This is a genomic window from Nocardia sp. NPDC058519, assembly GCF_042719755.1.
Taxonomy (GTDB): Bacteria; Actinomycetota; Actinomycetes; order Mycobacteriales; family Mycobacteriaceae; genus Nocardia.
Genome location: NZ_JBHXNK010000031.1, coordinates 27360 through 54052 on the forward strand (window position 1 = coordinate 27360; position 26693 = coordinate 54052).

At 66.6% G+C, this 26693-nt stretch carries 27 protein-coding genes and 3 pseudogenes; 11 read left to right on the forward strand and 19 right to left on the reverse strand.

The window, feature by feature from the left end; translation table 11 throughout:
- The first annotated feature begins 111 nt into the window (after positions 1-111).
- Positions 112-318 carry a hypothetical protein gene (locus ACFWPK_RS27740; RefSeq protein WP_378920648.1) on the forward strand — a complete coding sequence of 69 codons (207 nt, stop codon included), beginning with the start codon at positions 112-114 and terminating at the stop codon, positions 316-318.
- Here the strand turns inward: ACFWPK_RS27740 and ACFWPK_RS27745 are convergent.
- Entirely contained in the window at positions 306-485 is a 180-nt protein-coding gene (locus ACFWPK_RS27745; RefSeq protein WP_378920650.1) for a hypothetical protein, read from the reverse strand. The genes ACFWPK_RS27740 and ACFWPK_RS27745 overlap by 13 nt on opposite strands.
- Before the next feature lie 142 nt (positions 486-627).
- Between ACFWPK_RS27745 and ACFWPK_RS27750 the strand changes: the two genes are divergently transcribed.
- The 4 genes from ACFWPK_RS27750 (at position 628) to ACFWPK_RS27765 (ending at position 4681) form a co-directional block, all read left to right on the forward strand.
- Positions 628-1149, forward strand: coding sequence for a GtrA family protein (locus ACFWPK_RS27750; protein ID WP_378920651.1), 522 nt, complete (start codon positions 628-630; stop codon positions 1147-1149).
- An 85-nt stretch (positions 1150-1234) separates the two neighbouring features.
- Positions 1235-3178, forward strand: coding sequence for a potassium transporter Kup (locus ACFWPK_RS27755; protein WP_378920653.1), 1944 nt, complete (start codon positions 1235-1237; stop codon positions 3176-3178).
- A 154-nt stretch (positions 3179-3332) separates the two neighbouring features.
- Positions 3333-3914, forward strand: coding sequence for an adenylyl-sulfate kinase (cysC, locus tag ACFWPK_RS27760; RefSeq protein ID WP_378920655.1), 582 nt, complete (start codon positions 3333-3335; stop codon positions 3912-3914).
- The gene (locus ACFWPK_RS27765) at positions 3911-4681 is read left to right on the forward strand and encodes a sulfotransferase family protein (protein ID WP_378920657.1); all 771 of its coding nucleotides are present in this window, start codon (positions 3911-3913) and stop codon (positions 4679-4681) included. Before cysC ends, ACFWPK_RS27765 begins: the two co-directional genes overlap by 4 nt.
- A 37-nt stretch (positions 4682-4718) precedes the next feature.
- On the opposite strand, the gene ACFWPK_RS27770 is transcribed toward ACFWPK_RS27765, so the two are convergent.
- Both ACFWPK_RS27770 and ACFWPK_RS27775 read right to left on the reverse strand, forming a co-directional pair.
- Positions 4719-5534, reverse strand: a complete 816-nt coding sequence (locus ACFWPK_RS27770; protein ID WP_378920659.1) for an ABC transporter permease — start codon at positions 5532-5534, stop codon at positions 4719-4721.
- A complete protein-coding gene (locus ACFWPK_RS27775; RefSeq protein WP_378920661.1) occupies positions 5531-6469 on the reverse strand; it encodes an ATP-binding cassette domain-containing protein in 939 nt (312 codons plus the stop codon). The genes ACFWPK_RS27770 and ACFWPK_RS27775 overlap by 4 nt, the downstream gene beginning before the upstream one ends.
- A gap of 119 nt (positions 6470-6588) precedes the next feature.
- Between ACFWPK_RS27775 and ACFWPK_RS27780 the strand changes: the two genes are divergently transcribed.
- The gene (locus ACFWPK_RS27780; protein ID WP_378920663.1) at positions 6589-7227 is read left to right on the forward strand and encodes a PadR family transcriptional regulator; all 639 of its coding nucleotides are present in this window, start codon (positions 6589-6591) and stop codon (positions 7225-7227) included.
- A gap of 22 nt (positions 7228-7249) precedes the next feature.
- On the opposite strand, the gene ACFWPK_RS27785 is transcribed toward ACFWPK_RS27780, so the two are convergent.
- The 7 genes and pseudogenes from ACFWPK_RS27785 to ACFWPK_RS27815 all read right to left on the reverse strand — a co-directional run bounded on the left by ACFWPK_RS27785 (position 7250) and on the right by ACFWPK_RS27815 (position 13582).
- Positions 7250-7864, reverse strand: a complete 615-nt coding sequence (locus ACFWPK_RS27785; protein WP_378920665.1) for a 3-oxoacid CoA-transferase subunit B — start codon at positions 7862-7864, stop codon at positions 7250-7252.
- Positions 7792-8649: a CoA transferase subunit A gene (locus ACFWPK_RS27790; protein ID WP_378920667.1), complete on the reverse strand. Its 858-nt coding sequence runs from the start codon at positions 8647-8649 to the stop codon at positions 7792-7794. The genes ACFWPK_RS27785 and ACFWPK_RS27790 overlap by 73 nt, the downstream gene beginning before the upstream one ends.
- A pseudogene (locus tag ACFWPK_RS27795) lies at positions 8646-9220 on the reverse strand (RBBP9/YdeN family alpha/beta hydrolase). The gene ACFWPK_RS27790 and the pseudogene ACFWPK_RS27795 overlap by 4 nt, the downstream one beginning before the upstream one ends.
- 26 nt (positions 9221-9246) lie before the next feature.
- On the reverse strand, positions 9247-10542 hold the full coding sequence (locus ACFWPK_RS27800; protein ID WP_378920669.1) for an MFS transporter: 1296 nt from the start codon (positions 10540-10542) through the stop codon (positions 9247-9249).
- Positions 10543-10621: 79 nt separating this feature from the next.
- Complete coding sequence (locus tag ACFWPK_RS27805) at positions 10622-11674, reverse strand: 3-keto-5-aminohexanoate cleavage protein (RefSeq protein ID WP_378920671.1); 1053 nt, start codon at positions 11672-11674, stop codon at positions 10622-10624.
- 44 nt (positions 11675-11718) lie between these two features.
- Positions 11719-12584, reverse strand: a pseudogene (locus tag ACFWPK_RS27810) (TauD/TfdA dioxygenase family protein).
- 26 nt (positions 12585-12610) lie between these two features.
- Positions 12611-13582, reverse strand: coding sequence for a quinone oxidoreductase family protein (locus tag ACFWPK_RS27815; RefSeq protein WP_378920673.1), 972 nt, complete (start codon positions 13580-13582; stop codon positions 12611-12613).
- 107 nt (positions 13583-13689) lie between these two features.
- Between ACFWPK_RS27815 and ACFWPK_RS27820 the strand changes: the two genes are divergently transcribed.
- Positions 13690-14721 (forward strand): AraC family transcriptional regulator, encoded by a 1032-nt coding sequence (locus tag ACFWPK_RS27820; protein ID WP_378920675.1) that lies wholly within the window; start codon positions 13690-13692, stop codon positions 14719-14721.
- Here the strand turns inward: ACFWPK_RS27820 and ACFWPK_RS27825 are convergent.
- Positions 14718-15341 (reverse strand): DUF4203 domain-containing protein, encoded by a 624-nt coding sequence (locus ACFWPK_RS27825; RefSeq protein ID WP_378920677.1) that lies wholly within the window; start codon positions 15339-15341, stop codon positions 14718-14720. The two genes, ACFWPK_RS27820 and ACFWPK_RS27825, sit on opposite strands and share 4 nt — an antisense overlap.
- 189 nt (positions 15342-15530) lie before the next feature.
- Here ACFWPK_RS27825 and ACFWPK_RS27830 point away from each other — a divergent pair, with 189 nt between their 5' ends.
- Complete coding sequence (locus ACFWPK_RS27830; RefSeq protein WP_378920679.1) at positions 15531-15953, forward strand: DUF6325 family protein; 423 nt, start codon at positions 15531-15533, stop codon at positions 15951-15953.
- 13 nt (positions 15954-15966) lie between these two features.
- Positions 15967-16275: an SHOCT domain-containing protein gene (locus tag ACFWPK_RS27835; RefSeq protein WP_378920681.1), complete on the forward strand. Its 309-nt coding sequence runs from the start codon at positions 15967-15969 to the stop codon at positions 16273-16275.
- Positions 16276-16397: 122 nt separating this feature from the next.
- Here the strand turns inward: ACFWPK_RS27835 and ACFWPK_RS27840 are convergent.
- From ACFWPK_RS27840 to ACFWPK_RS27875, 8 genes and pseudogenes are all read right to left on the reverse strand, one after another.
- Positions 16398-16838 (reverse strand): annotated as a pseudogene (locus ACFWPK_RS27840) (DUF389 domain-containing protein); the annotation flags it as partial.
- Between the two features lie 10 nt (positions 16839-16848).
- Complete coding sequence (locus tag ACFWPK_RS27845) at positions 16849-18528, reverse strand: SulP family inorganic anion transporter (protein ID WP_378920683.1); 1680 nt, start codon at positions 18526-18528, stop codon at positions 16849-16851.
- Between the two features lie 51 nt (positions 18529-18579).
- Positions 18580-20475, reverse strand: coding sequence for an alkyl/aryl-sulfatase (locus ACFWPK_RS27850; protein WP_378920685.1), 1896 nt, complete (start codon positions 20473-20475; stop codon positions 18580-18582).
- Positions 20476-20530: 55 nt separating this feature from the next.
- A complete protein-coding gene (locus ACFWPK_RS27855; protein ID WP_378920687.1) occupies positions 20531-20905 on the reverse strand; it encodes an SHOCT domain-containing protein in 375 nt (124 codons plus the stop codon).
- A gap of 127 nt (positions 20906-21032) precedes the next feature.
- Positions 21033-21431 (reverse strand): nuclear transport factor 2 family protein, encoded by a 399-nt coding sequence (locus tag ACFWPK_RS27860; RefSeq protein ID WP_378920689.1) that lies wholly within the window; start codon positions 21429-21431, stop codon positions 21033-21035.
- A 130-nt stretch (positions 21432-21561) separates the two neighbouring features.
- The gene (locus ACFWPK_RS27865) at positions 21562-22137 is read right to left on the reverse strand and encodes a TerD family protein (protein ID WP_378920691.1); all 576 of its coding nucleotides are present in this window, start codon (positions 22135-22137) and stop codon (positions 21562-21564) included.
- An 81-nt stretch (positions 22138-22218) separates the two neighbouring features.
- Complete coding sequence (locus tag ACFWPK_RS27870; RefSeq protein WP_378920693.1) at positions 22219-24225, reverse strand: hypothetical protein; 2007 nt, start codon at positions 24223-24225, stop codon at positions 22219-22221.
- 39 nt (positions 24226-24264) lie between these two features.
- Positions 24265-25305, reverse strand: coding sequence for an acetyl-CoA carboxylase biotin carboxylase subunit family protein (locus ACFWPK_RS27875; protein ID WP_378920695.1), 1041 nt, complete (start codon positions 25303-25305; stop codon positions 24265-24267).
- A 385-nt stretch (positions 25306-25690) separates the two neighbouring features.
- Here ACFWPK_RS27875 and ACFWPK_RS27880 point away from each other — a divergent pair, with 385 nt between their 5' ends.
- Both ACFWPK_RS27880 and ACFWPK_RS27885 read left to right on the forward strand, forming a co-directional pair.
- The gene (locus tag ACFWPK_RS27880) at positions 25691-25969 is read left to right on the forward strand and encodes a hypothetical protein (protein ID WP_378920697.1); all 279 of its coding nucleotides are present in this window, start codon (positions 25691-25693) and stop codon (positions 25967-25969) included.
- 54 nt (positions 25970-26023) lie between these two features.
- Positions 26024-26605: a TerD family protein gene (locus ACFWPK_RS27885; RefSeq protein ID WP_378920699.1), complete on the forward strand. Its 582-nt coding sequence runs from the start codon at positions 26024-26026 to the stop codon at positions 26603-26605.
- The last annotated feature ends 88 nt before the right edge of the window (positions 26606-26693 follow it).

Genomic DNA, 26693 nt, shown 5'->3' on the forward strand with positions numbered 1-26693 from the left:
GTTTCCCTCAGTTCTTTCCGCGTACCAGTGCACGCACCGCCGGGTGGAGACCGGCCAATTTCTCGTAGATGCCCGCGGCACCGAGCAGGAACGCCGCGCGATGCCGTCGACATGCTGTGGGAGATCCACAACCTGCCCATCGCGCACATCATCACCGAATTGCTCCTCGCCGCGGGAGTCGACACCGCACACGCGCTGACCATCGCGATGGCCGAGGCCCCAGGCGCGAACGCTCCTGCTCAACGCGATCTCGCAGCACTGAGCCCCGCCCCACCGAGCCCGGGGCGCGCATCGCGTTCGCAGCGTCAGTGTGAGTAGTCCCGGAACGTCATGACGCCGCCGACCAGGACAACCATCACCGTGAGTATGTAGACGGTGACGCGGACCCAGGTCGGCCCGTAGTAACTGACCGCCATCGACGCGCCGAGCGCTGCCAGAATCAGCACCACCCCGTAGAAGGGTGTGCGTTGCTCCCTGTCAACCATCTCTCCAGTGTCCGCCGACCGCGCCCCGGGTGCCATCCCCAGTACGAAGATCGACCGCACTTGTTTATACGTATACATCTACGTATAGTCACAAGCGTTGCCAGGCATCCCGCCGAATCCCGCATGCTTGATCGGAACGAACATGACCGCCCCGCAGATCACCCGCCCGGGAATGCTCCCCACCAGCGTCTACACCGCGTGGGCCGGTCCCGTGCCGCGCATCGATCTCGTCCGCGTGCTGCGATACCTGCGCGGCGACCACGCGTTCGCCCAGCTGATCCGCTTCGCGCTGGTCGGCGGTGCCAGCAACATCGCCTATGTGCTGCTGTTCATGGCCATGCACGACAGCGGCCCGCTGGTCGCCAATGTCGCCGGGTCGATGGTGAGCACGGTGATCGCGAACGAACTGCACCGGCAGCTCACCTTCCGGGCGGGGAGCCGGGTCGACGGGTTCACCGCGCAGTGGGAGGGCGGCGGGCTGGCGCTGCTCGGCCTCGGGATCAGCACGGCGGCGCTGGCCGGATTGGATTTCCTGGCACCGGATCTCGGCGAAGCCGCGCAGGCGGGCGCCGTGATCGCCGTCATGGCCGTGGTCGGCGGACTGCGCTTCCTGGTCCTGCGCAGTTTCGTCTTCGGCGCCGACACCCGTATAGATCGCGTATAGATCGCTTGTCGGCCTTCGGATTCGCCGTCACAGCGGTTATCGTCACGGCGGCCCGCGTCGGGTGCTCGTCCACGGAAGGAAAACTGTGACCGCAACGCCGCCGTCCACCTCCTCCGCTACCGGACACGGGACAGGTCGTGAGGTCGTCCGTCTTGCCACGATCGTCGCGGCGCTGGGCGTGGTGTTCGGCGATATCGGCACCAGCCCGATCTACACCCTGCAAACCGTGTTCAATCCCGCCGACCCGCATCCGGTGCCGGTGAGCAAGGACAACGTGTTCGGGATCGTCTCGCTGATCTTCTGGTCGGTGACCGTCATCGTCACCGTCACCTACGTCGCGCTGGCGATGCGTGCCGACAACGACGGCGAGGGCGGCATCATGGCGCTGATCACCCAGCTGCGCCGCTGGAGCGCGCCGGGCGGCAAGCGGACGGCGGTATTCCTCGCGGCACTCGGCATTTTCGGGGCGTCGTTGTTCTTCGGCGATTCCATGATCACCCCGGCGATCTCGGTGCTCTCGGCGGTGGAAGGACTGAAAGTCGTCGAGCCGTCGTTCGAGGAATTCATCATCCCGATCACCGCGGTGATCATCGTGGGACTGTTCCTGGTGCAGCGCAAGGGCACTGCCGTCGTCGGACGGGTGTTCGGGCCGGTGATGATCGCCTGGTTCACCGCGATCGGGGTGTGCGGCATCGCGGGCATCAGCGACAACCCGGAGATCCTGAAGGCGATCTCACCCACCTACGCGCTGGGATTCCTGTTCGGCCACTTCGGGATCGCGTTCTTCGCGCTCGCCGCGGTGGTGCTCGCGGTGACCGGTGCCGAAGCGCTCTTCGCCGACATGGGCCACTTCGGGCGACGACCGATCACCCGCGGCTGGCTGTTTCTCGTGTTCCCGGCCTGCATGCTCAGCTACATGGGGCAGGGCGCGCTGATCCTCACCGACCCCACCGCCGTGTCGAGCCCGTTCTTCCTGCTCGTCCCCGGGTGGGGCCGGCTGCCGATGGTGCTGCTGGCCACCGCCGCGACGGTCATCGCCGCGCAGGCCGTGATCACCGGCGCGTTCTCCGTGGCCTCCCAAGCCGCTCAACTGGGCTATCTGCCGCGACTGCGGATCGTGCACACCTCCGAATCCACCATGGGTCAGATCTATGTCCCGTGGATCAACTGGCTGCTCATGGTCTCGGTGCTGACCTTGGTCTTCGCGTTCCGCAGCTCCCACGCGCTGGCCTACGCGTTCGGGATGGCGGTCACGGGCACCATCACCATCACCACGCTGCTGTTCTTCTATGTCGCCCGCGCCCGTTGGCGGACCCCGATCTGGCTGCTCGCGCTCGGCGCGCTGCCGCTGCTCGGGATCGATCTGCTGTTCCTCGGGGCGAACCTCACCAAGATCGTGCACGGTGCGTGGCTGCCGCTGCTCATCGGCATCGTCGCGTTCACCGTCATGACCACCTGGGAACGCGGCCGCGACATCGTCACCGCGGCACGCGAACAGCGCGAGGGCCCACTGCGGGAGTTCGTCGCCGAACTCCGCGAAGGGCGACCGAGCACGTTCGAGGTTCCCGGCACGGCGATCTTCCTCAATCGCGGCAAGAAAACGACCCCGCTGGCCATGCGCGCCAATGTCGAGAACAACCACATCCGGCACCACCACGTCGCGATAGTGAGCATCGCCACCGACCCGGTGCCCCGAATTCCGGCGGCGGAGCGCCTGAGCGTGGACCACCTCGGGCACGGCGGCGACCGCATCGTCCACGTCACCGCCCGCTACGGCTACGCCGAACGGCCCGATATTCCCGAGGCGCTGCGGCTGCTCGATTCGTCGGCGACCGAAGGCCGTCTCGACCTCGACAATGCCTCCTATTTCGTCTCCAAGATCGAACTCCGCCGCAGCGACCAGCCGACCATGGCGACCTGGCGCAAACGGCTGTTCATCGCCACCTCCTACATCACCGCCGATGCTGCCGACTACTTCGCCCTGCCGCGCGACAGAACGGTCATCATGGGCTCCCATATCGAGGTCTGACACAACCGGAATACGCTGTTCAGGGGCGCTGAATCATTATCAGTGGCACCGGATCTGTTATCGGCCCAGGACGAATTCCGCTGGGCAGCAGGCGTTTACGTATCGCTCGTGTAATCGATACCCACGCATAATTTCGCCCTGTCAGAAATGTCTGATGAGCGACGGGCCCTGTAGACCGGGTGGGACAGTTCTACTGACCGGACTGCCGAGTTCGGGAAAAACCACCATCGCCACCGCTACCCGCACCCGCGTGGCCGAGGCCGGATACGCGGTCGAGGTACTCGACGGTGACGACGTGCGCGGGCGGCTGTGGCCGGAACTCGGCCTGACCCCCGACGACCGCAAGCAGAACCTCGGCCGGATCACCACCCTCGCGCTGATGCTGGCCCGCCACGGCGTGCTGGTCCTCGTGGCAGCCATCGCGCCGTACGCCGCCGATCGTGAGCTGATGCGGATCCGCCACGAGGACGCCGGCCTGGGCTTCGCCGAAGTCCATGTCGCAACCGCGCTTTCGGCCTGCGAACAACGCGACGTCAAGGGCCTCTACGGGCGGCGGGCGCGGGGTGAACTCACTCAGCTCACCGGGGTCGACGCGGTCTACGAGGAACCACTGGTCCCCCATCTGCGGATGGACACCGCTGCCGAGACGGTCGACGAATCCACCGACCGCGTGCTCGACCTCCTGCTTCGCCGGGAACTGATCGCCGCACCGCCCCTGCGGAACGGGCGACCGTGAAGCAGGCGACCACCAACCGCCTCGTGCCCGCGCCGATCTTCATCCTGTCCGCGCCCCGATCCGGTTCGACCCTGCTGCGTTCGGTCCTCAACAGCCATGCGCGCATCCATGCCCCGCACGAACTGCATCTGAACCTGCTGACCGTCCAGGAACTCGAGTGGGCCGCCGACGACGTCACCGAGCGCTACGCGAGCATCTCGCTGGACGCGCTCGGCCTGACGATCCGCGAGCTCGAGCACCTCCTCTGGGACCGCCTGCTGCACCACGAGCTGGAACGCAGCGGCAAGGACCGGATGGTCAACAAGACGACCAGCAGCGTGCTGACCTGGCGACGGATCGCCGCGTGCTGGCCCGATGCCCGCTATGTGTTCCTGTTGCGCCACCCGGTGCAGATCGCCGACTCCCTCGGCCGCGCCTGGGCACAGCGACACGAAATCGACCCGGTGCGGCGGACTCTGGAGTTCGTCGCGGCGATGAACGAGGCCCGGGTAGCGCTGAACGGCCACGAGGTGCGCTACGAGGACCTGACCCACCGGCCCGAGGAAACCGTCCGCGGCCTGTGCCGCTTCCTCGACGTCGAGTGGCAGCCCTCGATGCTGGACTACGGCCGTTTCGACCACGGCAGCTATATCCGCGGTATCGGCGACTGGAGCGACACCATCCGCTCCGGCGTCATCCAGCCTGCCCGCCCGCTGCCCGCCGATCCGGCCGTCCCCGACGCACTGAGGTCGGCGTGCCGGGAGTGGGGCTATCCGGCTCGTCCGTAGGGCCCCACCCCGTGGCAGGCGCCGCTGGGCCCGTCCGCTAGCGGCTCAGGTCTCTGAACCTGCGCACCGCCAGTGGGAAGAACACCGCGATCAAGACCAACGGCCAAGCCACCGCCAGCATTTCGGCGTGTGCCGCGGCCCAGGAGTCGCCGACCGCACCCGGATTGCCGAACAGGCCACGCACCGCCGTGGCGGTTGCCGACATGGGGTTCCACTCGACGACCGCGCCCAGCCAGGACGGCATCGCTTCGGGCGAGGCGATGGCATTGGAGAGAAAGCTGATCGGCCAGACCAGGATCTGGACCGCCTGCACCAGTTCGGGCTTGCCCGCGACCATCGCCAGATAGATGCCGATCCACAGCATCGCGAACCGGAACAGCAACAGCAGTCCCACGGCCGCCAGGAACGAGGCGGCGCCGTCGTGCCAGCGCCAGCCGATCACGTACCCGACCGCGATCATCACGGCCAGCCCGACCACCGACTGCAACATGTCGGCGACGCTGCGCCCCACCAGGACCGCGGCCGAGTTCATCGGCATCGAGCGGAACCGATCGATGACTCCCTTGCCGAGGTCCTGGGTGACCGCGAGCATGGTCGATTCGAGGCCGAATGCCATTGTCATGGTGAGCATTCCAGGGACCAGATAATCCTTGAAGTCCCCGTCGATGCCGCGCCCGCCGCCGATCAGATAGGTGAACATCACCAGCAACATCACCGGGAAGACCAGCCCGACAACCACCTGAACGGGCTGGCGGGCCCAGTGCGCCAGCTCGCGTCTGGTCATCGTCCAGGAATCGGTGAGCGCCGTGCTCAGTGTCGAAACCGGTTGGTTCGTCGTGTAAGTCGCGCTCATGCCGCGTGCTCCTTGGTCAGGTGCAGGAAGACTTCGTCGAGTGTCGGGCGCCGGATCGCGATGTCCTCGGCTTCGATGCCGTTCGCCTCCAGCGCCCGGACGGTCTCGGTCAGTGCCACCATCCGGTCGCCGACCGCGGCACTCACCAGCCGCCGGTCCTCGTCCACCACTGCCTCGCCCGGGATGAGCGCGGCAGCGCGTGCCAGCTGGGTGACGTCGTGCAGGACCACGTCGATGCGGTCGCCGCCGGTCTTCGACTTCAGCTGGTCGGCAGTGCCCTCGGCGATGACCTTCCCGTGGTCGATCACCGAGATCTGGTCGGCCAGCTGATCGGCCTCCTCCAGGTATTGCGTGGTCAACAGCACGGTGGTGCCGCCGTCGACCAGGGAACGCACCGAACTCCACACCTCGGCGCGGCCGCGCGGATCGAGCCCGGTCGTCGGTTCGTCCAGGAACAGCACCTGCGGTTCGGAAATAAGGGACGCCGCGAGGTCGAGCCGCCGCCGCATACCGCCGCTGTACTGCCTGACCGCCTTCTTTCCGGTGTCCGCGAGCCCGAATCGCGCAAGGAGCTCATCGGCTCGGACGCCCGCGCGGCGCGCCCCGAGGTGGTAGAGGCGCCCGAACATCTCCAGGTTCTGGCGCCCGCTGAGCTCCTCGTCGACAGCCGCACTCTGGCCGAGCAGCCCGATTCGGGTGCGCACCTCGTCGGCCCGGGTGCGCACATCGATGCCCGCCACCTCGACACGCCCAGACTCCGGGCGGAGCAATGTGGACATGATGCGCACGGCCGTGGTCTTGCCCGCGCCGTTCGGGCCGAGAACCGCGTGCACGGTACCGGCCCGGACAGCGAGATCGAGTCCGTCGAGTGCCTGCTTCGCCCCGTACTTCTTCCGCAGGCCTTCGACGACGATCGATAGATCGTGGTCAGTCAAAACACCCTCCAACGCCTAGTGATCAAACTTGACTAGATGACCAAGGTACCGAGCCCGGTTCGGTTAGTCAAACTTGAATACTGCTACTTTGGTCGCACTCACTCGGAAGGGAGACGTCCATGTCAGCGATCCGGCTGCTGGTCCTCGGCGCGGTCCGTCAGCACGGACGCGCGCACGGCTATCAGGTGCGCAACGACCTGGAATTCTGGGGCGCCCACGAATGGTCCAACGCCAAGCCCGGCTCGATCTACCACGCGCTCAAACAGATGGCCAAGCAAGGACTCCTCCTCGCACACGAGGTCGCACCGAGCACCGTCGGCGGTCCGCCCCGCGTCGAGTACGAGATCACCGACAAGGGCACCGAGGAATACCTCGCGCTGCTGCGCGAGGCCCTGACCTCGTACGACCAGAAGATGGACATGCTCTCGGCCGGCATCGGTTTCATCGTCGACCTACCACGCGAGGAGGCCGTCGCACTCTTGAAGCAACGGATCACCGGCCTCGAACAGTGGCGCGGCTCGGTCACCGAGTACTACACGCCCGAGGAGGGCCCGGGACAGCTCGGACACATCGGCGAGATCATGAACATGTGGGTGCACTCCGCCGACAGCGGAGCGGCCTGGACCCACGGCCTCATCGAACGCATCGAAGGCGGCGCCTACACCTTCGTCGACGAGGGCGAACCCTTCGTCGGCATCCTCGCCCAGGACGAGCCGAACCCGTTCGCGACCGGACCACACCCCGACGACCTCCACTGACGCGAGCTTGGGCGCAAGAAGGTCATCGGACCAACGTGAGCGGTGCTGCGGTGACGGCGCGGACGTGGTCCTCGCTGATGCCCGGTGCGCATTCGCGCAGGATCAGGCCCGCCGGTTCGACGTCGATGACGGCCAGGTCGGTGATGATCCGATGGACGACGCCCGCACCGGTGAGCGGCAATGTGCAGGCAGGCACGATTTTCGGGGTGCCCGCTTTGTCGGTGTGGGTCATCACCACGATCACGCGGCGGGCGCCGTGGACCAGGTCCATCGCCCCGCCCATGCCCTTGACCATCTGACCGGGCACCATCCAGTTCGCGAGATCACCGGCGGCCGAGACCTGCATTCCACCGAGGACCGCGGTGTCGATGTGACCGCCACGGATCATGCCGAAGCTGAGCGCGGAATCGAAGAACGAGGCGCCGTCGGCGACGGTGACGGTCTCCTTGCCCGCGTTGATCAGGTCGGCGTCGACCTCGACGTCACTGGGGTAGGGACCGGTGCCGAGGATCCCGTTCTCCGAATGCAGGGTCACCGCCACGCCCGCGGGCAGGTGATTGGGGATCAGGGTCGGCAGCCCGATACCCAGGTTGACATACTCGCCGGTCCGCAGTTCCTGTGCGGCGCGGGCGGCCATCTCGGTGCGCGTCCAGCCGAGCGCCACGGTGGTCGATGCGGTAATGACACGGTACGCCTTTCGATGAGTTTGATCTGCGGTCCCGTGTGCACGATCCGGTCGACGAACACGCCGGGCAGATGCACCTGTGCCGGGTCGAGGGAACCGGCGGGCACCAGCGTCTCGACCTGCGCGATGCACACCTTCCCCGCCATCGCGGCGAGCGGATTGAAATTGCGGGCCGCCTTGTTGAACACCAGATTTCCCCGGGTGTCACCGATCAGGCCGTGCACGAGCGCGTAATCGGCGGTGATGGATTCCTCGAGCACGAACCGGCGGCCGTTGAAGGTGCGGACCTCTTTGGCGGGCGAGGCGACCGCGACGGACCCGTCGGCCCGATACCGCCACGGCAATCCCCCGTCGGACACCGGTGTGCCGACGCCCGCGGCGGTGAAGAAGGCCGGAATCCCGGTCCCACCGGCCCGCAGTTTCTCGGCGAGAGTGCCCTGCGGTGTCAGTTCGACTTCCAGTTCACCGGACAGATACTGGCGCGCGAACTCCGCGTTCTCACCGACGTAGGACGCGGTGACCCGACGGATGCGCTTCTGCGCCAACAGGATCCCCAGTCCGCGGCTGTCGGTGCCGCAGTTGTTGGAGTAGATCTCGAGCTGGTCGGCCGTGCCTGCCGCCAGTGCGGCGACGAGTGCGTCGGGGATGCCGCACAATCCGAAACCACCGACGGCGAGCGAGGATCCGGAACCGATATCGGCAACGGCGGCGGCAGCCGTCTCGAACACCGTCGTCATCGGGCGAGCTCCCCGGTCATGTCGAGGAGTTCGTCGAGCAGCTCCTGGGCGCGCGGCCACGGACCGTAGCCCGCCGCCGGATTCAGATGCCCGACATCGCCGAGGTCGACCAGCCTGCTCCCCCACACCTCGGCCATGCCTGCGACACGGCGAGTCGTGGCCAGTGGGTCGGTGCTACTCGCCGATACGATGCTCGGGAACGGCAGCTGCCGCCGTGGGATCGGCGTCCAGCCGTTGGTCGCGAGTTCGTCGGCGGTCGGATAGCCCTGCGGCAGTGGGGTTTCGAAGTCGGGCGGCGTCGCGAGCAGCGCGCCGCGCACCGGCCGGTCGGACTGTGGACGGTGATCATCACGCCCGCGCTGTGCGCGACCAGGACGACGGGGCCGTCGATCTCGGTGAGCACCGCGTCTAGTGCGGCGACCCGCGCGGTCAGACTCAGGCCGTCACGTTCCAGTGGCGGCACGATCGCCACCTTCCAGAGGGTGTCGGCGAGCAAGGTCTGCCAGTGGTCGGCGACGTGATCGCGCAGCCCGGGGACGATGACGAAGGTGGGTTCGGGAACAGATTTCATGATGTGTGGCAATCCTTTCGAGGCGATCAGTGCGGGGCGTGCACGGTGGCGAGCTGACGCAGCCCGAGCGGGTAGACACGGCGGCCGAGGAGCAGGGCCGCGATGGCGAGCACCGACACCACCGGGGTGATGCGCAGCGCGTTCTGCAGGCCGAGGTGATCGGCGAGAACGCCGACGACGAACGGGCCGAGCGCCAGCCCGAGCAGGCTGTTGGCGAGGGTGAGGGTGCCGAACGCCGACGCGCGGAGCGAGGGGTGGGTGAGATTGGCGACCATGGCGACGGTCGGACCGGCCGAGCCGCCGGAGAAGAACGCACCGATACCGAGCAGAATCAGTTGCGGCACACCGGTACTCATGCTGAAGCCGATGCCGAGGGTGACGAGCGAGATCAGACAGAACACTATCGCGGTGGTCCACTTGCGGGCCATCTCCGAACGTCCGACCCGGTCGGTGATCACCCCGCACACCACCATGCCGGTGCCGACGAGCGTCACGATCACGGCCGCCAGACCAGCGGCCCGATCCGGCGCCAGCCCGTAGTAGCGGTTGAAGAAACTGGGCATCCACGACAGCAGCACCGCGGCGGTGAACATCTGCAAGCCGCTGCCCACGTAGGCGCACAGCACCGCCGGATTGGTGAACAGGGTCGAAATCGGTGCGCGGAAGGCGACTTCGGGAGTGGGTTCGGCGGCGTGTTCGGCGTTGCGATGCTCCTTGACCACCGCCCAGAACGCCACGGCAAGCACGAGACCGAACACCGCCATCGTCGCGAACGACCACCGCCATCCCAGGTGCACGGCGATCACCCCGCCCGCGGCGACGCCGAGCACCGATCCGAACGAACCACCGGCCATGAACGCGCCGCTCAGCGCGGCATGCCTGCGCGCGGCGAACACACTGAGCACCAGCGCGATGCCGACGCTGCCGTACGCGGCCTCACCGACACCGACGAAGAAACGCGCCGCCAGCATCTGCGGATAGTTTCCGGCCAGTGCGCACACCAGCGTCGCGATACTCCACACCACCGCCATCAGCACCAGGCTCTTGACCCTGCCCCACCGGTCGGCCAGCACCGACAGCGGCAGGGTCAGCAACCCGACCATCAGCGCGACCACACTGCTCAGTGACGCCAGCTGCGAATCCGACAGCGTCCATTCGGTTTTCAGAAAGGGAAAGACCGCGCTCAGCACTTGCCTGGACATGTAATCGGCGAGCAGAAGGCCGAAGGCGAGTGCGAACACCAGCCAGGGATAGTTTCGGCGGATGGTCGAGGAACGGCTCGGCGCCTGCGCGGGTTTCGCGGCGGTGGTGGTGAGGTCCATGGGTGCTCCTGCGCACCGGTGGACGTCGTCGCTGACGTCCACCGGGTTGTCGAGAGGGGAACGTGATCCCCCGGGAGGGTCAGGCGTGGTGGGTGAACCCGACCTGGCCGGGCTGACGGTTCGGGGCGAACCCGATCTTGGCGAGCGTCTCGTCGGCGTCGGCGTAGTGCGCGTCGAGCTTGTAGATCTCGCGCGCTTCCTTGCCGGTAGCGACCTCACGGCCGAGTTCACCCGCGATCCGGACCAGCTGCTCGACCTGCTGCACCGAGGTCATCTTCTCGCCCTTGCGACCCCACAGGGTGTCCTCGTTGCCGCAGCGCGCGTGCAGACCCATCGCGATGGCCATCGTGTTCACCGGCAGCACGCTGCGCATCAGCGTCTCCAGGGTAAGCACGGCGCCGTCGGGAGTGCGGCGGATGAACTCCATCATGTTGTACGGATTGGGGCCGTCGAAGCCGCCGCCGATGCCGACCCAGGTCAGCATGAGCGGCCCGGTGTACACACCGCGCCGGATCAGCCGCTCGACGGTCTCGAGCTGCGGGATGCTCGACAGCTGGAAGTGCGGCTGAATGCCGTTGGCCTGCAGGCGCTTCAGGTGCTCGGCCACCCAGGTCGGGCCCGCCGGGACGAACATCTCGCGGTACGCCTCGTACACCTCGGGCCGCTCGAAGGAGGTACCCGCGATGTCGTCTTCGGTCATCAGCTCGACGATGTTCATCTGGCTGGTGTTGATCGCGATGGTGACCTGATCCGGCTTGGGATCGAGCTCGGCCAGCATGTGCCTGGCGTCGTCGGTCAGCCACTTCGCGTCGGCGCCTTCGCCTTCGGGCGAGAACGAGATCGAGCCGCCGACCTGCAGGATCATGTCCGGCACTGCCTCGCGCAGGCGGCCGAGCAGTTCGTTGAACTTCGACAGGCGCTTGGAGCCCTTGCCGTCGAGTTCACGCACGTGGATGTGCAGCACGGTGGCGCCGGCTTCGTAGCAGTCGACGGCCGCCTTGACGTGCTCGTCCATGGTCAGCGGCAGGTCGTCGCGGAAGTCGTCGGGTTCCCATTCCGGGCCGTACGGTGCGACGGTGATGACCAGCTTTTCCTGGTTCTCGGGGAACAGTGCGTCGTCGTGAAAATGCATGGGGGTGCTCCGATCAGAATTGCGGGGTTATCGAAAAATGAAAGTCAGAAAGGGCGGTCGCCGATGATCCCGGCGCGCTCCATCTTGCGGACGGCGGGCCAGTAGTCCTGGACCGCGTAGTGCTGGGTGCACCGGTTGTCCCAGATCGCGAAGCTGTTCTCGGTCCAGCGCCAGCGCACCTGGTATTCGGGGATACTCGCTTGGCGCATCAGGTAATTGAGGAGTTCGCTCGCGCCCGGCGCGTAGTCGGCGCCGAATCGCACGTTCTCCGGCGTGTGGTAATTGACCAGATGCGTCGTGAAGGAATTGACGAACAAAATGTCCTCACCGGTGTCCGGGTGGATACGCACCACCGGATGTTCGGCGTCGGGGAAACGCTCGTGCAGAGCGAGTCGTTTCTCCTCGGTGAGCGCGGCGCCGAAACTCGCCTCGATACTGTGCCGGGCGCGCAGATGCGCGATCCGCGATTTCACCGTCTGCGGCAGCCGCTTGTACGCCTCGACCATGTTCACCCAGATGGTGTCGCCACCGACAGGCGGCGTTTCCACACAGCGCAGCACGGCGCCCATCGGCGGATTGACCCGCCAGGTGGCATCGCAGTGATAGGAGTTCTCGTAGTGCTCGGGCGCACTGTCGAGGTCCTTGTAGATGCGCACCAGACCGGGATGATCGGGATCGCTGCCAAGGGCCGGATGGTCCTCGAGCGGGCCGAAACGTTCAGCCAGCGCGACGTGTTCGGCGCGGGTGATGTCCTGATCGCGGACGAAGAGCACCTTGTGGCGCAGCAGCAGGGTGCGCAGTTCGGCGAACAGGGCGTCGTCGACGGCGACCTCGGCGAGGTTCACCCGTGCAGTTCCGCGCCGATGGTCGCGGTCAGCGGCACCGCGCGCATCGCGGTTCGAACGGTCATTGGTTTGTTCCTTTCCGGTGGACGCGTCAGAGCGCGAAGACCGACGCGCCGACGCTGCGGCCCGCTTCGAGGTCGCGATGCGCCTGCACGGCGTTCGCGAGTTCGTAGCGCTGGTTGATCTCGACCCGCAGACGGCCCGCGGTGAGGTGGTCGTGCAGTTCGCCCGCGAGTTCGGCGCGTTCGGCCGGGTCGGCGATGTAGTCGGCGAGCGCGGGCCGGGTGACGAACAGCGAGCCCTTCACGGCCAGCTGCATCGCCTCGATCGGCGGCACCGGACCCGAGGCGGTGCCGAAGCACACGAGCAGGCCGCGCCGGGCGAGGGAGTCGATCGAGGACTGGAAGGTGGTCTTGCCGATGCTGTCGTAGACCACGGGAACGCCTGCGCCGTCGGTGATCTCGCGTACCCGGGTAGCCACGTCCTCGCGGGTGTAGATCACCACGTGGTCGCAGCCGTTGGCGCGGGCGACCGCCGCCTTCTCCTCGCTGGAGACCGTGCCGACCACGCTGACCCCGAGCAGCGCGGCCCACTGGGTGAACAGCTGGCCGACCCCGCCCGCCGCGGCGTGCAGCAGCACCGTGTCGCCCGCGCGCAGCGGGTGGATGCGGCGCAACAGGTACGCGGTGGTCAGGCCGCGCATGGTGGTCGCGGCGGCGGTGTCGAACGCGATGCCCTCGGGCAGGGCGATCAGGTGCTCGGCGGGCATGATCCGTTCGGTGCTGTAAGCGCCGAGCGGGCTGCCGGTGTAGGTGACGCGGTCACCCGCGGCGAAGTCGACGCCAGGGCCGACGGCTTCGATGACGCCTGCCCCCTCCACGCCGAGTCCCGCCGGCAACGCTGCCGGATACAGGCCGGTGCGGAAATACGTGTCGGCGAAGTTGAGCCCGACCGCCTCGTGCCGGATACGGACCTCGCCGGGCCCCGGCTCACCGACCTCGGTGGACTGCCACCGCATAACGTCGGGACCACCGGTTTCAGCGAATCGAATTGCGTGTGCCACAGCATCTCCTCCTATGTGATGCACATAACTGTAGGCAGCGTCACATCGCTATACTTGCCCTCACGGGACAGAAAACTATTCATTTCGGGACATGAAGGAGGTGCCGGATGAAGCCGTTGTCCAGGTACGCGTCGTTGAACGACTACGTCGAACTGGCGCGCTCGCTCGGGCTGGAGCCGGCCCGGCTGATCCGCGACTGCGGACTCGATCCGGCCGGGTTCGGCACACAGGACCGCTGGATTCCGGCCGCGGCCGTCGCCGAACTCCTGGAACGCTCCGCCGCCGAATCAGGCAGGGAGGACTTCGGTTTGCGGTTGGCGCAGCTACGCCGGTTCTCCAACCTCGGCCCGCTGAGCCTGGTCATCCGCGAGGAACCGGATGTGCGCAGTGCGCTACGGCTGCTGGCGCGCCACGAGCACATGTACAACGAGGCCCTGCACACCGAGATCGTCGAGGCGAACGGCATGGCCACGATTCGGGTGAGCGTCGATGTGGGCAGGCCCGCGCCGGTCCGGCAGGCGGTCGAACTCACCACCGGTGTGCTGCACGGACTGCTGCGCGGGTTCGCCGGACCCACCTGGCGGCCGATGCAGGTGTGCTTCTCCCACCCGGCCCCGCGCGACCGTGCCACTTACCTCAAGATGTTCGGCCCACACGTGGAGTTCGATCAGGATTTCGACGGAATCCTCACTTACAGTAGCGATCTCGATGCCGAGAACGCCATGGCCGACCCGCTCCTGCACGCCTACGCGCAGCAGTTGCTCGGCGCGATGGCGCCCGCGCAGGAGGCCACGGTTGCCGACCGGGTCCGCGAACTCGTCGAACTGCTGTTGCCGACGGGCCGTTGCACCGTCGAGCAGGTGGCTCGCAGCCTCGGGGTCGATCGGCGCACGGTGCACCGCAAGCTCGCGCAGGACGGCAAGACGTTCACCTCGGTGGTCGACGATATCCGCGGCGCACTGGCCGAACGGATGGTGGCCAACCGCCGTCACTCCCTCACCGAAGTCGGCGATCTGCTCGGTTTCTCCTCGGTGAGCAATTTCTCGCGGTGGTTCAGCGCAAAGTACGGGGTCAGCCCTCGACAGTGGCGGCAGCGCCCACTGGTCCCGTTCCGACCGGGCGTCGAACCGACCACCTAGCTCGTCGGCCAGCCGCCGTTGCGGTTTCTCATGTCCGGCTCGTCGTCGTCGCCGACCAGGTGCTCGATGCCGAGCTTCTCGGCGAACAGGTGACGCTGGGTGATCCAGCCGAGTATCGACAGGCCGGCCCAGGCCAGGGTGGCGGTGACCTGCTGCCAGCCGGGTTCGGGGTCGCGCAGGAACGACAGCGAGTCGCTGAACCGCGCGACACCGCTGCAGACCATGCTCGCGCCGCCGATCGAGGTCAACCACAGCAGCGCGCGGGCCCGGAACTTCTGCGCCAGGAACGCGCCCGCCACACACATCGCGAGCGCGACGATCATGCTCAGGGCGAAGTTCTTGTCGCCGGGCTGCAAGACCGTCGCCAGCTTGGTGCCGATCATCGCGCCGGTGAGACCGCCGATGAAATAGGCGGCGAAACGGAATATCAGCGAGGTGACGGCCCAGACCGCGACCGCGCCGATCAGCGCGACCAGCAACAGCCACCAGAAATTCGCGTTGAACAGGTCGGCGATCAGCCAGCCAAGACCGAACCCGATCGCGAGCAAGCCCAGGTTGACCGAGCGGATCCCGTAGAAGCACAACAGCGCTCCGACGAGGGCGACCAGTATGCCGTTCATCTGCTTTCCTTTCGGCAGGCGAGCACGATCACGACCCGGACAGTGCGGCGGCGACGGTTCTTCAGCCCATAACACGACGATAAGAGGGCCGTTCCCGGCGCGCCTCACACTTTCCGGGTGAACTACGCCCCCTGTTTCATCCGAATCGGGTGAAGCAGCAAGGGGCCCACCGACGGCATGATTCGGCCCATGGGATCACCAGTAACGCTCGGACCGGTCGAGTTCCTCGTGCTCACCTTTCCCGGCACCGCGATCGATGAATCCGTCTCGGCGGCACTGGCCGAGATCGTCGCGAAGGGCACTGTCACCCTGCTCGATCTGATCGTGCTGTCCATGGACGACTCGGGCGCCATCATCGAACGCGAGATCGACGACGACATCTCCGCGGTGGGTCTGACCGGTCTGACGGCGGCCGACATCGACCTCGTCAGCGACGACGACCTCGACGTCGTCCGCGCGTCGATGGAACCCGGAACGACCGCTGTCGTGATCGTGTTCGAGGAAACGTGGGCGCGGCGCCTGGCAGGCGCGGTGCGCGCGGCCGACGGCGAGGTCGCGCTGCACGTGCAGGTATCGCGCGAGTCCGTCGACGCCGCGCTCGCCCTCGCCTAGGAAGGGAACCGATATGCCACTTCGGATGGGTCGCATCGGGCGACCAGGACTGCTCGGCGCCGTGGCCAGGACGGCCGTTGTCGCCGGTACCGCCACCGCGACATCGAACGCGGTGAACCGCCGCGCCGCGCGGCGGGCCGACGAACAACAGGCCTACGCCCAGCAGCAGGCACCCCCGCCGCAGGCTCCCCCACCGCCCGCCGCCACCGCTGCCGGCGGCGGTGACACCGTTGCCAAGCTCGGCAAATTGGCCGAGCTACATTCCGCCGGCGCGCTGTCCGATGCCGAATTCGCCGCCGCGAAAGCCAAACTGCTCAGCTGAGCTACTGCACGCGACCGCCCACCGTGTGGATGATGACGACCTTCGGGTCCCACGGGACGAGCTCGTTCACCTTCCGCTGCAACTCCGCACGCGGTGATCGCGATCGCCGCGACCAGGCCGGTCGCGATCGCCGCGGTCAGGCCGGTCGCGATCGCCGCGGTCAGATCCATCAGCTTCGGCGAGGTCCGCCCGACGACCTGGGCGTTGGACAAGACATTCACCGGATTGGGCAGCAGCTGCGCGAAGAGGAAACCGAGCGCGACCACCACCACGATCCCCGACACGACCAGCAGCAGACTCCGGCCGAGCAGCGGCCCACGGCCGGTCACCACCCCCAACGCGACACCCAGGATCGGTATCGACAACGGCGCGACGATCATCGCGCCGATCACCGTCGCGGTGGAATCGCCGATGACACCCGAGATCGCGATCACCGCCGACATCACCAGCATGATCCAGAACGCCGACCGCTTCGACGCGACCTGGCCCACCGACAGATCCAGTTTGTCGGTCAGCTCGTCCAGCGATCGACGTTGATCCTGCGGGACCAGAAAGCTCAGCATGGCGTTCCTTTCACGACCTCTGCTCGCGGTGGATCCGAACCTCGGCATCGGCGTAGGCGGCCAGTGTGGACTCGCCCAGCGTGCTCGTCGCCGGGAAGAACTCGATGTGCAGACCTTGCGCGTGCAGCAGATCGTCGGTCCACACGTCGCGAATCCGTGGGTCGACACCGCTGAGGTAGAGGCGGCCGCCGAGCGCGTCCAGCCGTCGGGCGTAGTCGCCGATCACGTGCAGGAAGGTCGCGCTCACGCTCGTGCGCCCGCGTAGTCGCAGAATGACGACCGGGTCGTGCGCGCTGCCGGGGTCGGGCAGCTCAGCCTGTAGCGTGCGCGCACCCGCGTAGAACAGGCTGCCGTAGACATCCAGGATCACGATCTCGTTGTCGGACAACGCGGTCGGTGCCTTGGCCTCGACGAGATGCTCACCGTCGACTCGCAACCGGACCACCTTCAAGTCGATGGCCTCCTGGTTCAGCTGCAGCAGCAGCGACAACCCGACACCGACACCTACCGCCGCCGTCACCGGCAACAGCAGGGTCGCGACGAAGGTCACCACCAGCGCGGTCCGCGAGATCGCGCCGCTGCTCCAGATGGCGACCAGGCTGTCCGGATCGATCGAACGGGCGGCGGCGACGATCAGAATCGCGGCGAGCGTCGGCAGCGGCACTCGGCCGACCACGCCCGCCAGCGCGACCAGGATCACCAGAATCCAGATCCCCGACCAGATTCCGCCCCAGCGGCCGCGAGCACCGGCGGACGCGTTGATGGCCGTCTGCCCTACCGAACCACCGACCGGCATTCCGCGAAACAGCGCGGCGAAGATATTGCCGATGCCCTGGGCGGTGAAATCACGATCGACCGTCGTCCGTGAACCGCCGGGGTTGGGCGCCGACTCCGCCACCCCGGCGCCCTGAACCAGCACGATCACGGTCACCGCCAATGCCCCGGCGACCAACGACGGCGACAGCGCGCCCCATTCCGGCAGGTGCGGCAACGGGATCCCGGTCGGAATATCGCCCGTGTCGGCGACCGTGCCGACATTGCTCCAGCCGAGAACGAGCACGACGATCATCGGCACGATCAAGGCGAACAGGGCGGCGATCGCGCGCAGCCGCGTGTACGAGAGCCCGATGAGCGCGATCATCGCGAGCACGCCGACAACGGCGGCCCGCCAGTCGAAGTCCAGCGGATGCAGCACCACGTGCAGCGCCTTCTCCACCGCGATCGACCCCCGCACCGGCGCACCGAGCAGACTCGGCAACTGGCCGAACAGGATGTTGGCCGAGATACCGAGCAGGAACCCGGTCATCACCGAATGCGAGACGAACCGGGTGTACTTGCCCAGCCGCAAGATCGCGGCGACGATCATCATCGCGCCCGCGACCAACGTCAACATCACGATGGCGCCCGACCGCTGATCGGGTTCGACATCGGTCAGGGTCGAGCCCACCGCCAACGCGGACGCGCTGGTCGTGGTGACCACCATCAGCTGCGTGCTCGTGCCGAACCCGCCGAAGAATCGCCCGGCCATGCTCGCGTAGAGCCCGTGCACCGGGCTCACCCCCGCGAGCACACCCGCCGCCATACCGTCCGGCACCCCGCCGATCGCGCCCGGAATCCCGGCGACGACATCGGCTTTCGACATGCGCTCCGTCGCGAACCAGCCCCGGACCCGCCGCACGACCTCAGCCACCGGATCGCCGCCTCGCCATCGCATTACCTTCCACGGCGATTGCGCGGTGGATCAGGGCGTCACGATCGCGAAATCCGGGTCGGGGGCGTCCAGATAGCCGACCAGCTCGGCCAGCGCGGCGGGGTCACCTTCGACCGCCACACGGCCGTCGCCGATCATCTGGCTCAGATCCGCACCGCCGAGCAGCGCCGCGTGCAGGTCGGCTTCGGTGAGCGTGAACGTCGCGTCGGCGGGCGCGAGGTCGCCCTCGACATCGAAATGCACGAGCACCCCGTTGCGGAGCAGGGCGCGGTGCACGGTTCCCGTGTCCTTGATCTTCCAGTCGAGTGCGATCCTGGCCGACCAGGCCCGCGGACCGTCGACCCGCAACGCGATCGCGTCGAATACCTGCTCCGCGGAGAGCGCGGCCATGATGTCCGGCGCGGCGGTGACCGTCGGGGTGCCGACGCTGCCGTTGCGCAATTCGTACGCGCCCATCAGGAAGAAATTGCGCCAAGTGCCGTTCTCGGAGCCGTAGCCCAGCTGTTCGAGCGTGTCGGCCTGTAGCGCCTTCGCCTCGGTATTGCCGGGGTCGGCGAAGATCACGTAGTTCAGCACCTGCGCGACCCAGCGGAAATCGCCGTCGGCGTAGGACTTGCGCGCCTTGGTGACGGCCTCGTCGGCACCGCCCATGAACTCCAGGTGGCGGCGCGCGGACTCGACCGGGGTGTGCTGCCACAGGTTGGCCGGATTGCCGTCGAACCAGCCCATGTACCGCTGGTAGATCGCCTTGACGTTGTGGCTGACCGAGCCGTAGTACCCGTGGGTGGACCACGAGTTCTCCAGCGCCGGTGGCAGCTGGATGTCCTCGGCGATCTCGATACCGGTGGCGCCCTTGTTGAGTGCTCGCAGCGTCTGATCGTGCAGGTAGCCGTAGAGATCGCGCTGGATCGAGAGGTACTCGGTGAGCCGCTCGGTGTCCCAGGTCGGCCAGTGATGGGAGGCGAACACCACGTCGGAGCGGCTCGCGTAGCGGTTGATCGCCTCGGTGAGATATTTCGACCAGACGTGCGGGTCGCGTACCAGCGCGCCTCGCAACGTCAGCAGGTTGTGCAGGGTGTGGGTGGCGTTCTCGGCCATGCACAGTGCTCGTCGATCGGGGAAGTAGAAGTTCATCTCCGAGGGCGCCTCGGTACCCGGCGTCATCTGGAATTCGATGGCGACCCCGTCGACGGTCACGGTCTGGCCGGTGTGGTCGATGGAGATCGTCGGCGTGATGAGGGTCGGCTGGCCGGTCGAGGTCGTCGGCCCGAGGCCGGCGCCGACCGAACCCAGCGGCCCCGGTGGCAGTGCCGCGCCGTACATGTAGGCGGCCCGGCGGGCCATCGCGGTACCGGCGTACACGTTCTCCTCCACCGCGTGCTCGGCGAACCCCACCGGCGCGATGACCGGGCACCGTCCCGCGTCGACATCGTCTTGCGTGGTGACGCCTTTGACGCCGCCGAAGTGGTCGATGTGGGAATGGGTGTAGATCACGCCGGTCACCGGGCGGTCACCGCGATGCTCGCGATACAGCGCGAGTCCCGCGGCGGCCGTCTCGACCGAGATCAGCGGATCGATCACGATCACACCGGTATCGCCCTCGACCAGTGTCATGTTCGACAGGTCGAGTCCGCGGATCTGATAGATGCCGTCGGTGACCTCGTACAAGCCCTGCATCGCGCACAGTTTCGACTGACGCCACAGGCTCGGGTGCACGGTGGGCGGGCACTCGCCGTCGAGGAACGCGAACGCGTCGCTGCTCCACACCACCTCACCCCCGGCGTTCTTCACCACCCCGGGTGTCAGCGCCGCGACGAACCCACGCTCGGCATCGGCGAAATCCTGTGTGTCGCCGAACGGCAGCGTGCGCAACGATGTCTCGTTGTTGGCTTCGATGCTGGCCGAGGCGGCCTGCTGACTGGTCATCAGATCCCACTTCCCATCTGTGCGCGACGCTGGATTGCGTTGTTGTTCGCGGATGTCAGGCGAGGGCCTTGGCCTTGAGTTGCTGGAATTCCGCCTCGGTGATGGCTCCGGCGTCGAGCAGCTTCTTCCCGTCGGCGATCTGGGCGGCGGAATTGGTACCCGCGGCCTGCCGGATGTAGTCCTCGGTCTCCGTGCGTGCCTGCTTGTGCGCCTCGGCGGTCCGTTCCGCCATTCCGCTGCCGCGCACGATCAGATACACCAGTCCGGTGAGCAGCGGGAACAGGAACAAACACACCACCCACACCGCCTTCACCCAGCCCGAGGTGTTCCGATCACGGAAGAGATCGGTGAGGAGGTAGAACATCAGCATCAGGTAGGCGACAAAGCAGAAGCTCACAATGATGACCCAGAGAACGTCCCACACCGACATGATTCGACCCTCGCTTCCGTGATGCGTGAGCACCGGCCGGTGTCACGATTGCGCCTGTACCGCCATCGTGGCGAAGAATCCGGCCGCACACATCATCCGAATCGGGTGAATCCGCCCCAACCGCCCGCTACTTCTTCGTGGTGGTGATCTGGGTCAGCAGGCAGCGCCATCGGCCGTCGATGCGGCGGAAGGCGTCGGTGGTCCATTCATCGGCGTCGAACCGAATGCCCTGGTAGTGGGCGGTATTGGTGATTCGGGTCGTCAGCAGGGCGAGCTCGCCGTGGTAACGGATTCTGGGTGCACCGACCCGCTCCATCGCCGAATGCGTGAGGTCGCCCGACCGGACGAATGCCAGGAACTGCTCGGCCGTGGTGATGCCGTTCTCGGAGACCATGATCCATTCGTCGGCCATGTACGAACCGATCCGGTCCGCGTCATTGGCGACAATCGCCACCTGCCACTCGTCGAGCACGGCGAGGAGGTGGTCATCGACGGATCGGTCCGAGGAGGGACGTGATGTTGTCATGCCCCAACGCTAGGACCGGCCTTGCGCCCGGTCTTGGACGAATGGAACGACAGTCCGGCGTGGTGGAGCGTGCGTGCTGGTCAGCTGCGTGATCGAGCATTTCCGCAGCTGACCGGCACTGTTCGGTGAATCAGAGGTTGACGCCGAAATCGCGGGCGATGCCTTCCAGGCCGGAGGCGTAGCCCTGGCCGGTGGCGCGGAACTTCCACTCGGCGCCGTTGCGGTACAGCTCGCCGAAGACCATGGCGGTTTCGGTGGACGCGTCCTCGGAGAGGTCGTAGCGAGCCAGTTCCTCACCGTTGCTGCGGTCGAGAACGCGGATGTAGGCGTTGCGCACCTGGCCGAAGGACTGGCTGCGGTTCGCCGCGTCGTAGATCGAGACCGGGAACACGATGGAGTCGATCGTGGCCGGAGTGTTGGCCAGGTCGACGTTGATCGTCTCGTCGTCGCCGTCGCCCGCACCGGTGGTGTTGTCGCCCGCGTGCTCGATCGCGCCCTCGGGCGACTTCAGGTTGTTGAAGAAGACGAAGTGCCCGCTCGACACCACCTTCTTGTCGGCGCCGAGACCGATGGCGCTGGCATCGAGGTCGAAGTCCGTGCCGGTGGTGGTCCGCAGATCCCAGCCGAGACCGACCGCGACGGCGGTGAGATTCGGCGCCGCCTTGGTCAGTGAGACATTGCCGCCCTTGGACAAGCTGACACCCATATCGAAACTCCCCTTGATCATCGCGGCACGAAGCGCACCGACGCCCACACCCTAGCGTTCGACTCTGAACGTTTGCTGTGATCAATCCCCTTCGGCCGCACCCGATTCCACGGGCAGCCGATCGGCGCCCCAGCTGCGGTGCAGGTAGCCGATCACCCGGTCGAGTTCGGCGCGATCGACGGCGGCCAGCTCGCCCGGCTCTAGCGGGTCGAAATGGAAGATGTAGAGGCGCGAGGCGAATTGCTCGAAGGGCAGCGAGGCTTCGCCGAAACGCTCACCGTGCCCGGCCGTTCCGACGACGACCCCATCGCCCCAGTCCTGGCCGCTGTCGTTGTTCGGGTTGTAGAAATACACCCGCATCACGTCCTGCGGGTCGAGGCTGACCCGGAGCACGGTGATGGCATGCCAGCCGACGAAGCGGGCGGCACTGTCGGTGACGGCGATACCGGCGGGCTGCGGATGGATCACCGGCTGATTGCCGTTGTAGAAGGGGTGGTAGCCGGCGTAGAAGTGGCGCAGGAATTCGTCGAGGTCGGTCAGGTGGCCGGTGGCCACGTCGACATTGATCCGGAACCCGCGTCCGGACCACCAGCCGTGGAACTCCGGGTTGATCCAGCGGTGTGGATCGCCGTCACGGCCGAGGCAACGCCGACCCATCTCCGCGTAGATCCGGTCCAGGTGCGGAACCACCAGCAGCGACACCGGGTCCAGATCCAGTTGGAGCACAGTCGATTCCGCGTCGCCGGTCTCACGCGAGGAGATCGGCTGCCCCTCGAAGTGCATGACGATCTCGTCGTCGCGCGCGGCCCACACCACCGTCTGCAGCAGATAGTCGGGGTCGTTGTAGGCCCACATCGACAGTGCCCGCGCCGATTGACAGGTGGGGTTGTCGCCCTGCCCGATCCCCAGCGGCAGGCCGAGAACCGACAGCATCCCCGACAACAACCACGCGCGCGGATCCGGTGCGGGCCCGAACACCCGGGTCAGCCGCTGGCGCGAGTGCGGTGAAAGCCGAAGCGCCAGTTGGCGCCACAGCGCGGGCGCGACCGGCGGCTGATAGAGGATGCCGCGTTCGAGCAGCAAGGTGAGCCCGTAGACGCACTGCGCCGTTTCGACGTGGACAGCCTGCTCGATGAGACTGCGCACGAGTTCGTGATAGCAGAGCAGACTGTCGCGGCCGGTGCTGGACAGGCCCATCGCCTCGCCGAGCAGGTACTCGCCCTTGGTGAGCAGAAAGCGAAGCAGCACAGCGTGATACGGCGAGACCAGCCCGGTGTCGTGCATGGACCGCGCGAATCCCGTTGCCTCGTACTGCAACGCGCTGTCGTCCATAGATTCCAGACGCGTGCGGTAGATCTCGACCCCGGGGTCTTCCCGGCACCCCTCGGTGGTGCCGTAAAGACTGCTGATCAGCCGGTCGGCGCCGAGCCCACTGGCACCGAGATCCACATCGGGATCGGCACGGGCGACGGCGATCTGGGTGATCATCCGCTTGACCCCGTCGACCTGGATCGGCCGCTGCCGCAGGATGCGCCAGATCTCGTCGACCAGGTTCTCCAGCACCTTCTCGTACCCGACCTCGGCGACGAGGTAGTGCAGCAGCTCCCGCGAGACCTGCGCCATCCGCCCCTGCTGTTCCCGCTCCGCCTCGGTGGGCGGGGAGAACAGCAGCGACAGATTCACCGCGAGTACCTGCGACAGATGATCGGCGGCCTGTTCGGCCGACACCAGCGCGTGCTGGTAATCGCCCTTGGCGACCGCGAGCAACCGCAGATCACTCACCGCCTCCAGCACCATGGTGTCGGCGTTGGCGCTGCGCAACGACCCGGTACTCAGCGCCGGGATGAGGATCTGCGGCTGGGCCCAATCCGTGCCGAGGAACAGGCCCGCGGTCTCCAGCTTTTCGGCGCGTTCGCGCACCGCGGCGCACCCACCGGGCAGCAACAGCACCCGCCGAAGCGATTCCATGACCCTTGGCAGTTTGACCTGCTTACCGAAATCGCCTGCGTCCGCGAGGGACTGCGTGGCGTGGTCCACCGTGGCGAGGCGCCGGTCCAGGCTCGCCGGGTCGTGGCCGTCTGGACTCAATCGCCGATCCCTTCGCCCACCGTTGCCCCTGGCAACGGATCAAATATAGAAGTCGAGCTCTTCTTGACGCTTCAACAGATCCCGCAGAGTGTACGGGTCTTCGCCGAAGAAATAGAGCAGACCCCAGTGATTACCGAATGCGGTCCGTTTGGTGACCTTTTCGGCCTGGGGCGCGGTGAGCTCGTGTGAGTCGAAGTAATCGTGATCCTCGGTCTCGGGCGGCACGTTCAGTCGACTGACAACGCGCCGACGCGGATACACGCCGAAGCACCCCGCGTGGCCGGTGGCATCAACCACTTCCTTCGGGAAGAAGGCGTCGATCTCCTCGGCGGTGGATTTCGGGTCGAAGGCCAGCACCAGCGCATGGTAGGCGTTGAAACCGTACGTCCGTTCCAGCAGCTCGAACACCTTGAAACCCGGCGGCCGGTACGCGACTTCGCCGAAATACATCTCACCGTCGCTGGTGACGAAGTACTCGGGATGAATGAAACCGAATTCGATGTCGAAGGTCTTGATCAGCTTCTCGACCTGCCGGGTGATCTCGGGCCGGTACTTCTCCAGTTCCGGCGTCGCGGGCACGAACACCGAATATCCGAGCGTCACGTACTCCGAGATGTTCAGAAAGCAGATGCGGCCGTTGTGGACCCACGCCTCGACCGCGAACTCCCAGCCGTCCAGGTGCGATTCCATCAGCATCGGGAACTCGTCGTCGGGGATCGTGTCGACCTCGTCGGGGGTCCGGATGATCCGGTGACCGAGGCAGCCCGCCTTGTCGAACGCCTTGAGGTGAATCGGATCGTTGGGATCACCGTCGAGTTTCAGGAGGGTTTGATTGACCCGCTTCAGGAATCGGATCACGTCGTCGCGCTCGTGCGCCTCTTCGAAGATGCCGACCCGGATACCGCCGAGCTGCGCGCGCCGCTTCATCAACGACTTGTCGCGCAGGAGCATGGACTGCCCGAGCAGCCGTGGATTGTCGAGCAGGACGGAGTTGATCGCGCCTGCCCATTCCACCGTCTCCTCGAAGATCGGAATGGCGACGTCGACCCCCTTTTCCTGCAGGGTCTCCGCGATCTCCATCGAACGATCGTTGAGCCGCTCGAAATCCCAGGGGATATAGGGAATGTTGTGCTCTGTGCAATAACTTTGCGCCCATTCGGGCGCGACCACAATATAGCGGCGATCGAACCGATCAACCGCCTCGACGGCGTTCAAACTCCAGCCGAGCAGAGCTACATAGCCTTTGTCCGGGTTTCGACTTTTCGATTCGTCAGCTGAAATCGACAAACCTTATCCCTCCTCGAACTCCACAGCCCCGAAATCAGGACCCTGAATGAATCCCTGCAGGGCTGCTATTTCAATGGGGTACCCGGCCCCTGGGCATCCAACCATGACAAAGCTGTGACCGAGGGGCTTGCGACCGGCGCGACCAGCACCGGCCCCCCGGTGCGACTACGCTCAGGGCATGCCCGGTCCCGAGACCTTGCCGCCGCCACGCAACGGTGCCGGCCTCGCGGCGTTGGTGCTCGGCATCATCGCCTGCGCGGTCTCGTTCATCCCCGTTGTCAGCGAGTTCGTCGCCGCCCCAGCCGGTATCGGGGCCGTGGCGGCCGCGATCGTCGGCTGGGATCGCATCGAGAACGGCGTGGCCACCAACCGCGCCGACACGATCGCGGGCGGGATCCTCGGCGCGGTGGCGCTGGCGGTGACCGCGCTCGTCTACCTCGCGACGCATTCGGGCTGACGACCGAATTGTCTCGTCCTGCACGTGGCGAGCGAAGTCCGTAGCCTGAAAATCGTGATTACTCTCAAGAAGGAAGACGGCGCGGCCGATCTCGCCGGTATCACCAAGATGAGCGTGGGGGTGAGCTGGGATCCGTCGGCGGGTGCCAGCGGTGGAATTCTCGGAATGGCCCGGCGCAAGCGCGGTGTCGACCTGGATCTGATCGCCGTGCTGTTCCAAGGCGGTGAGCCGGTGCGGTTCGCCGGTCTGGATTCGCTCGACCCGCTCGGCAACGGCTCGGTGCTGCACACCGGCGACGAGCAGACCGGTGCGGCCGTGGGCGACGACGAGACCGTACACGTCACCTTCGGCAATGTTCCCCCTGCCATCGACTCCATCGTCTTCGTCGCCGTCGCGTTCAAGAAGGGCAGCTCCTTCGAGAAGGCGAACAACGTCTCGTTCAAGATCTACGACGCCACCGGTGGCGATACCCAGCCCGTCGCCGACATCTGGCCGTCACTGCTCGGCGCGGACAACGCCAATGCGATCGCGCGGACCTTCCGCAACGGTCCGGTGTGGCAGCTGGAGGTCCTCGACCGCAAGGGCAAGATCAAGCAGGGCGATCGCCAGGCGTTGCTGCGCTTCGCGATCGGCTGACACCGTGGCGGCAGGGCCCGGCGCGCACCGCGCCGAGCTCCGCCGCGGCGCGGGGGACGACCTCGCCCTTTCACACATTTGCGACATC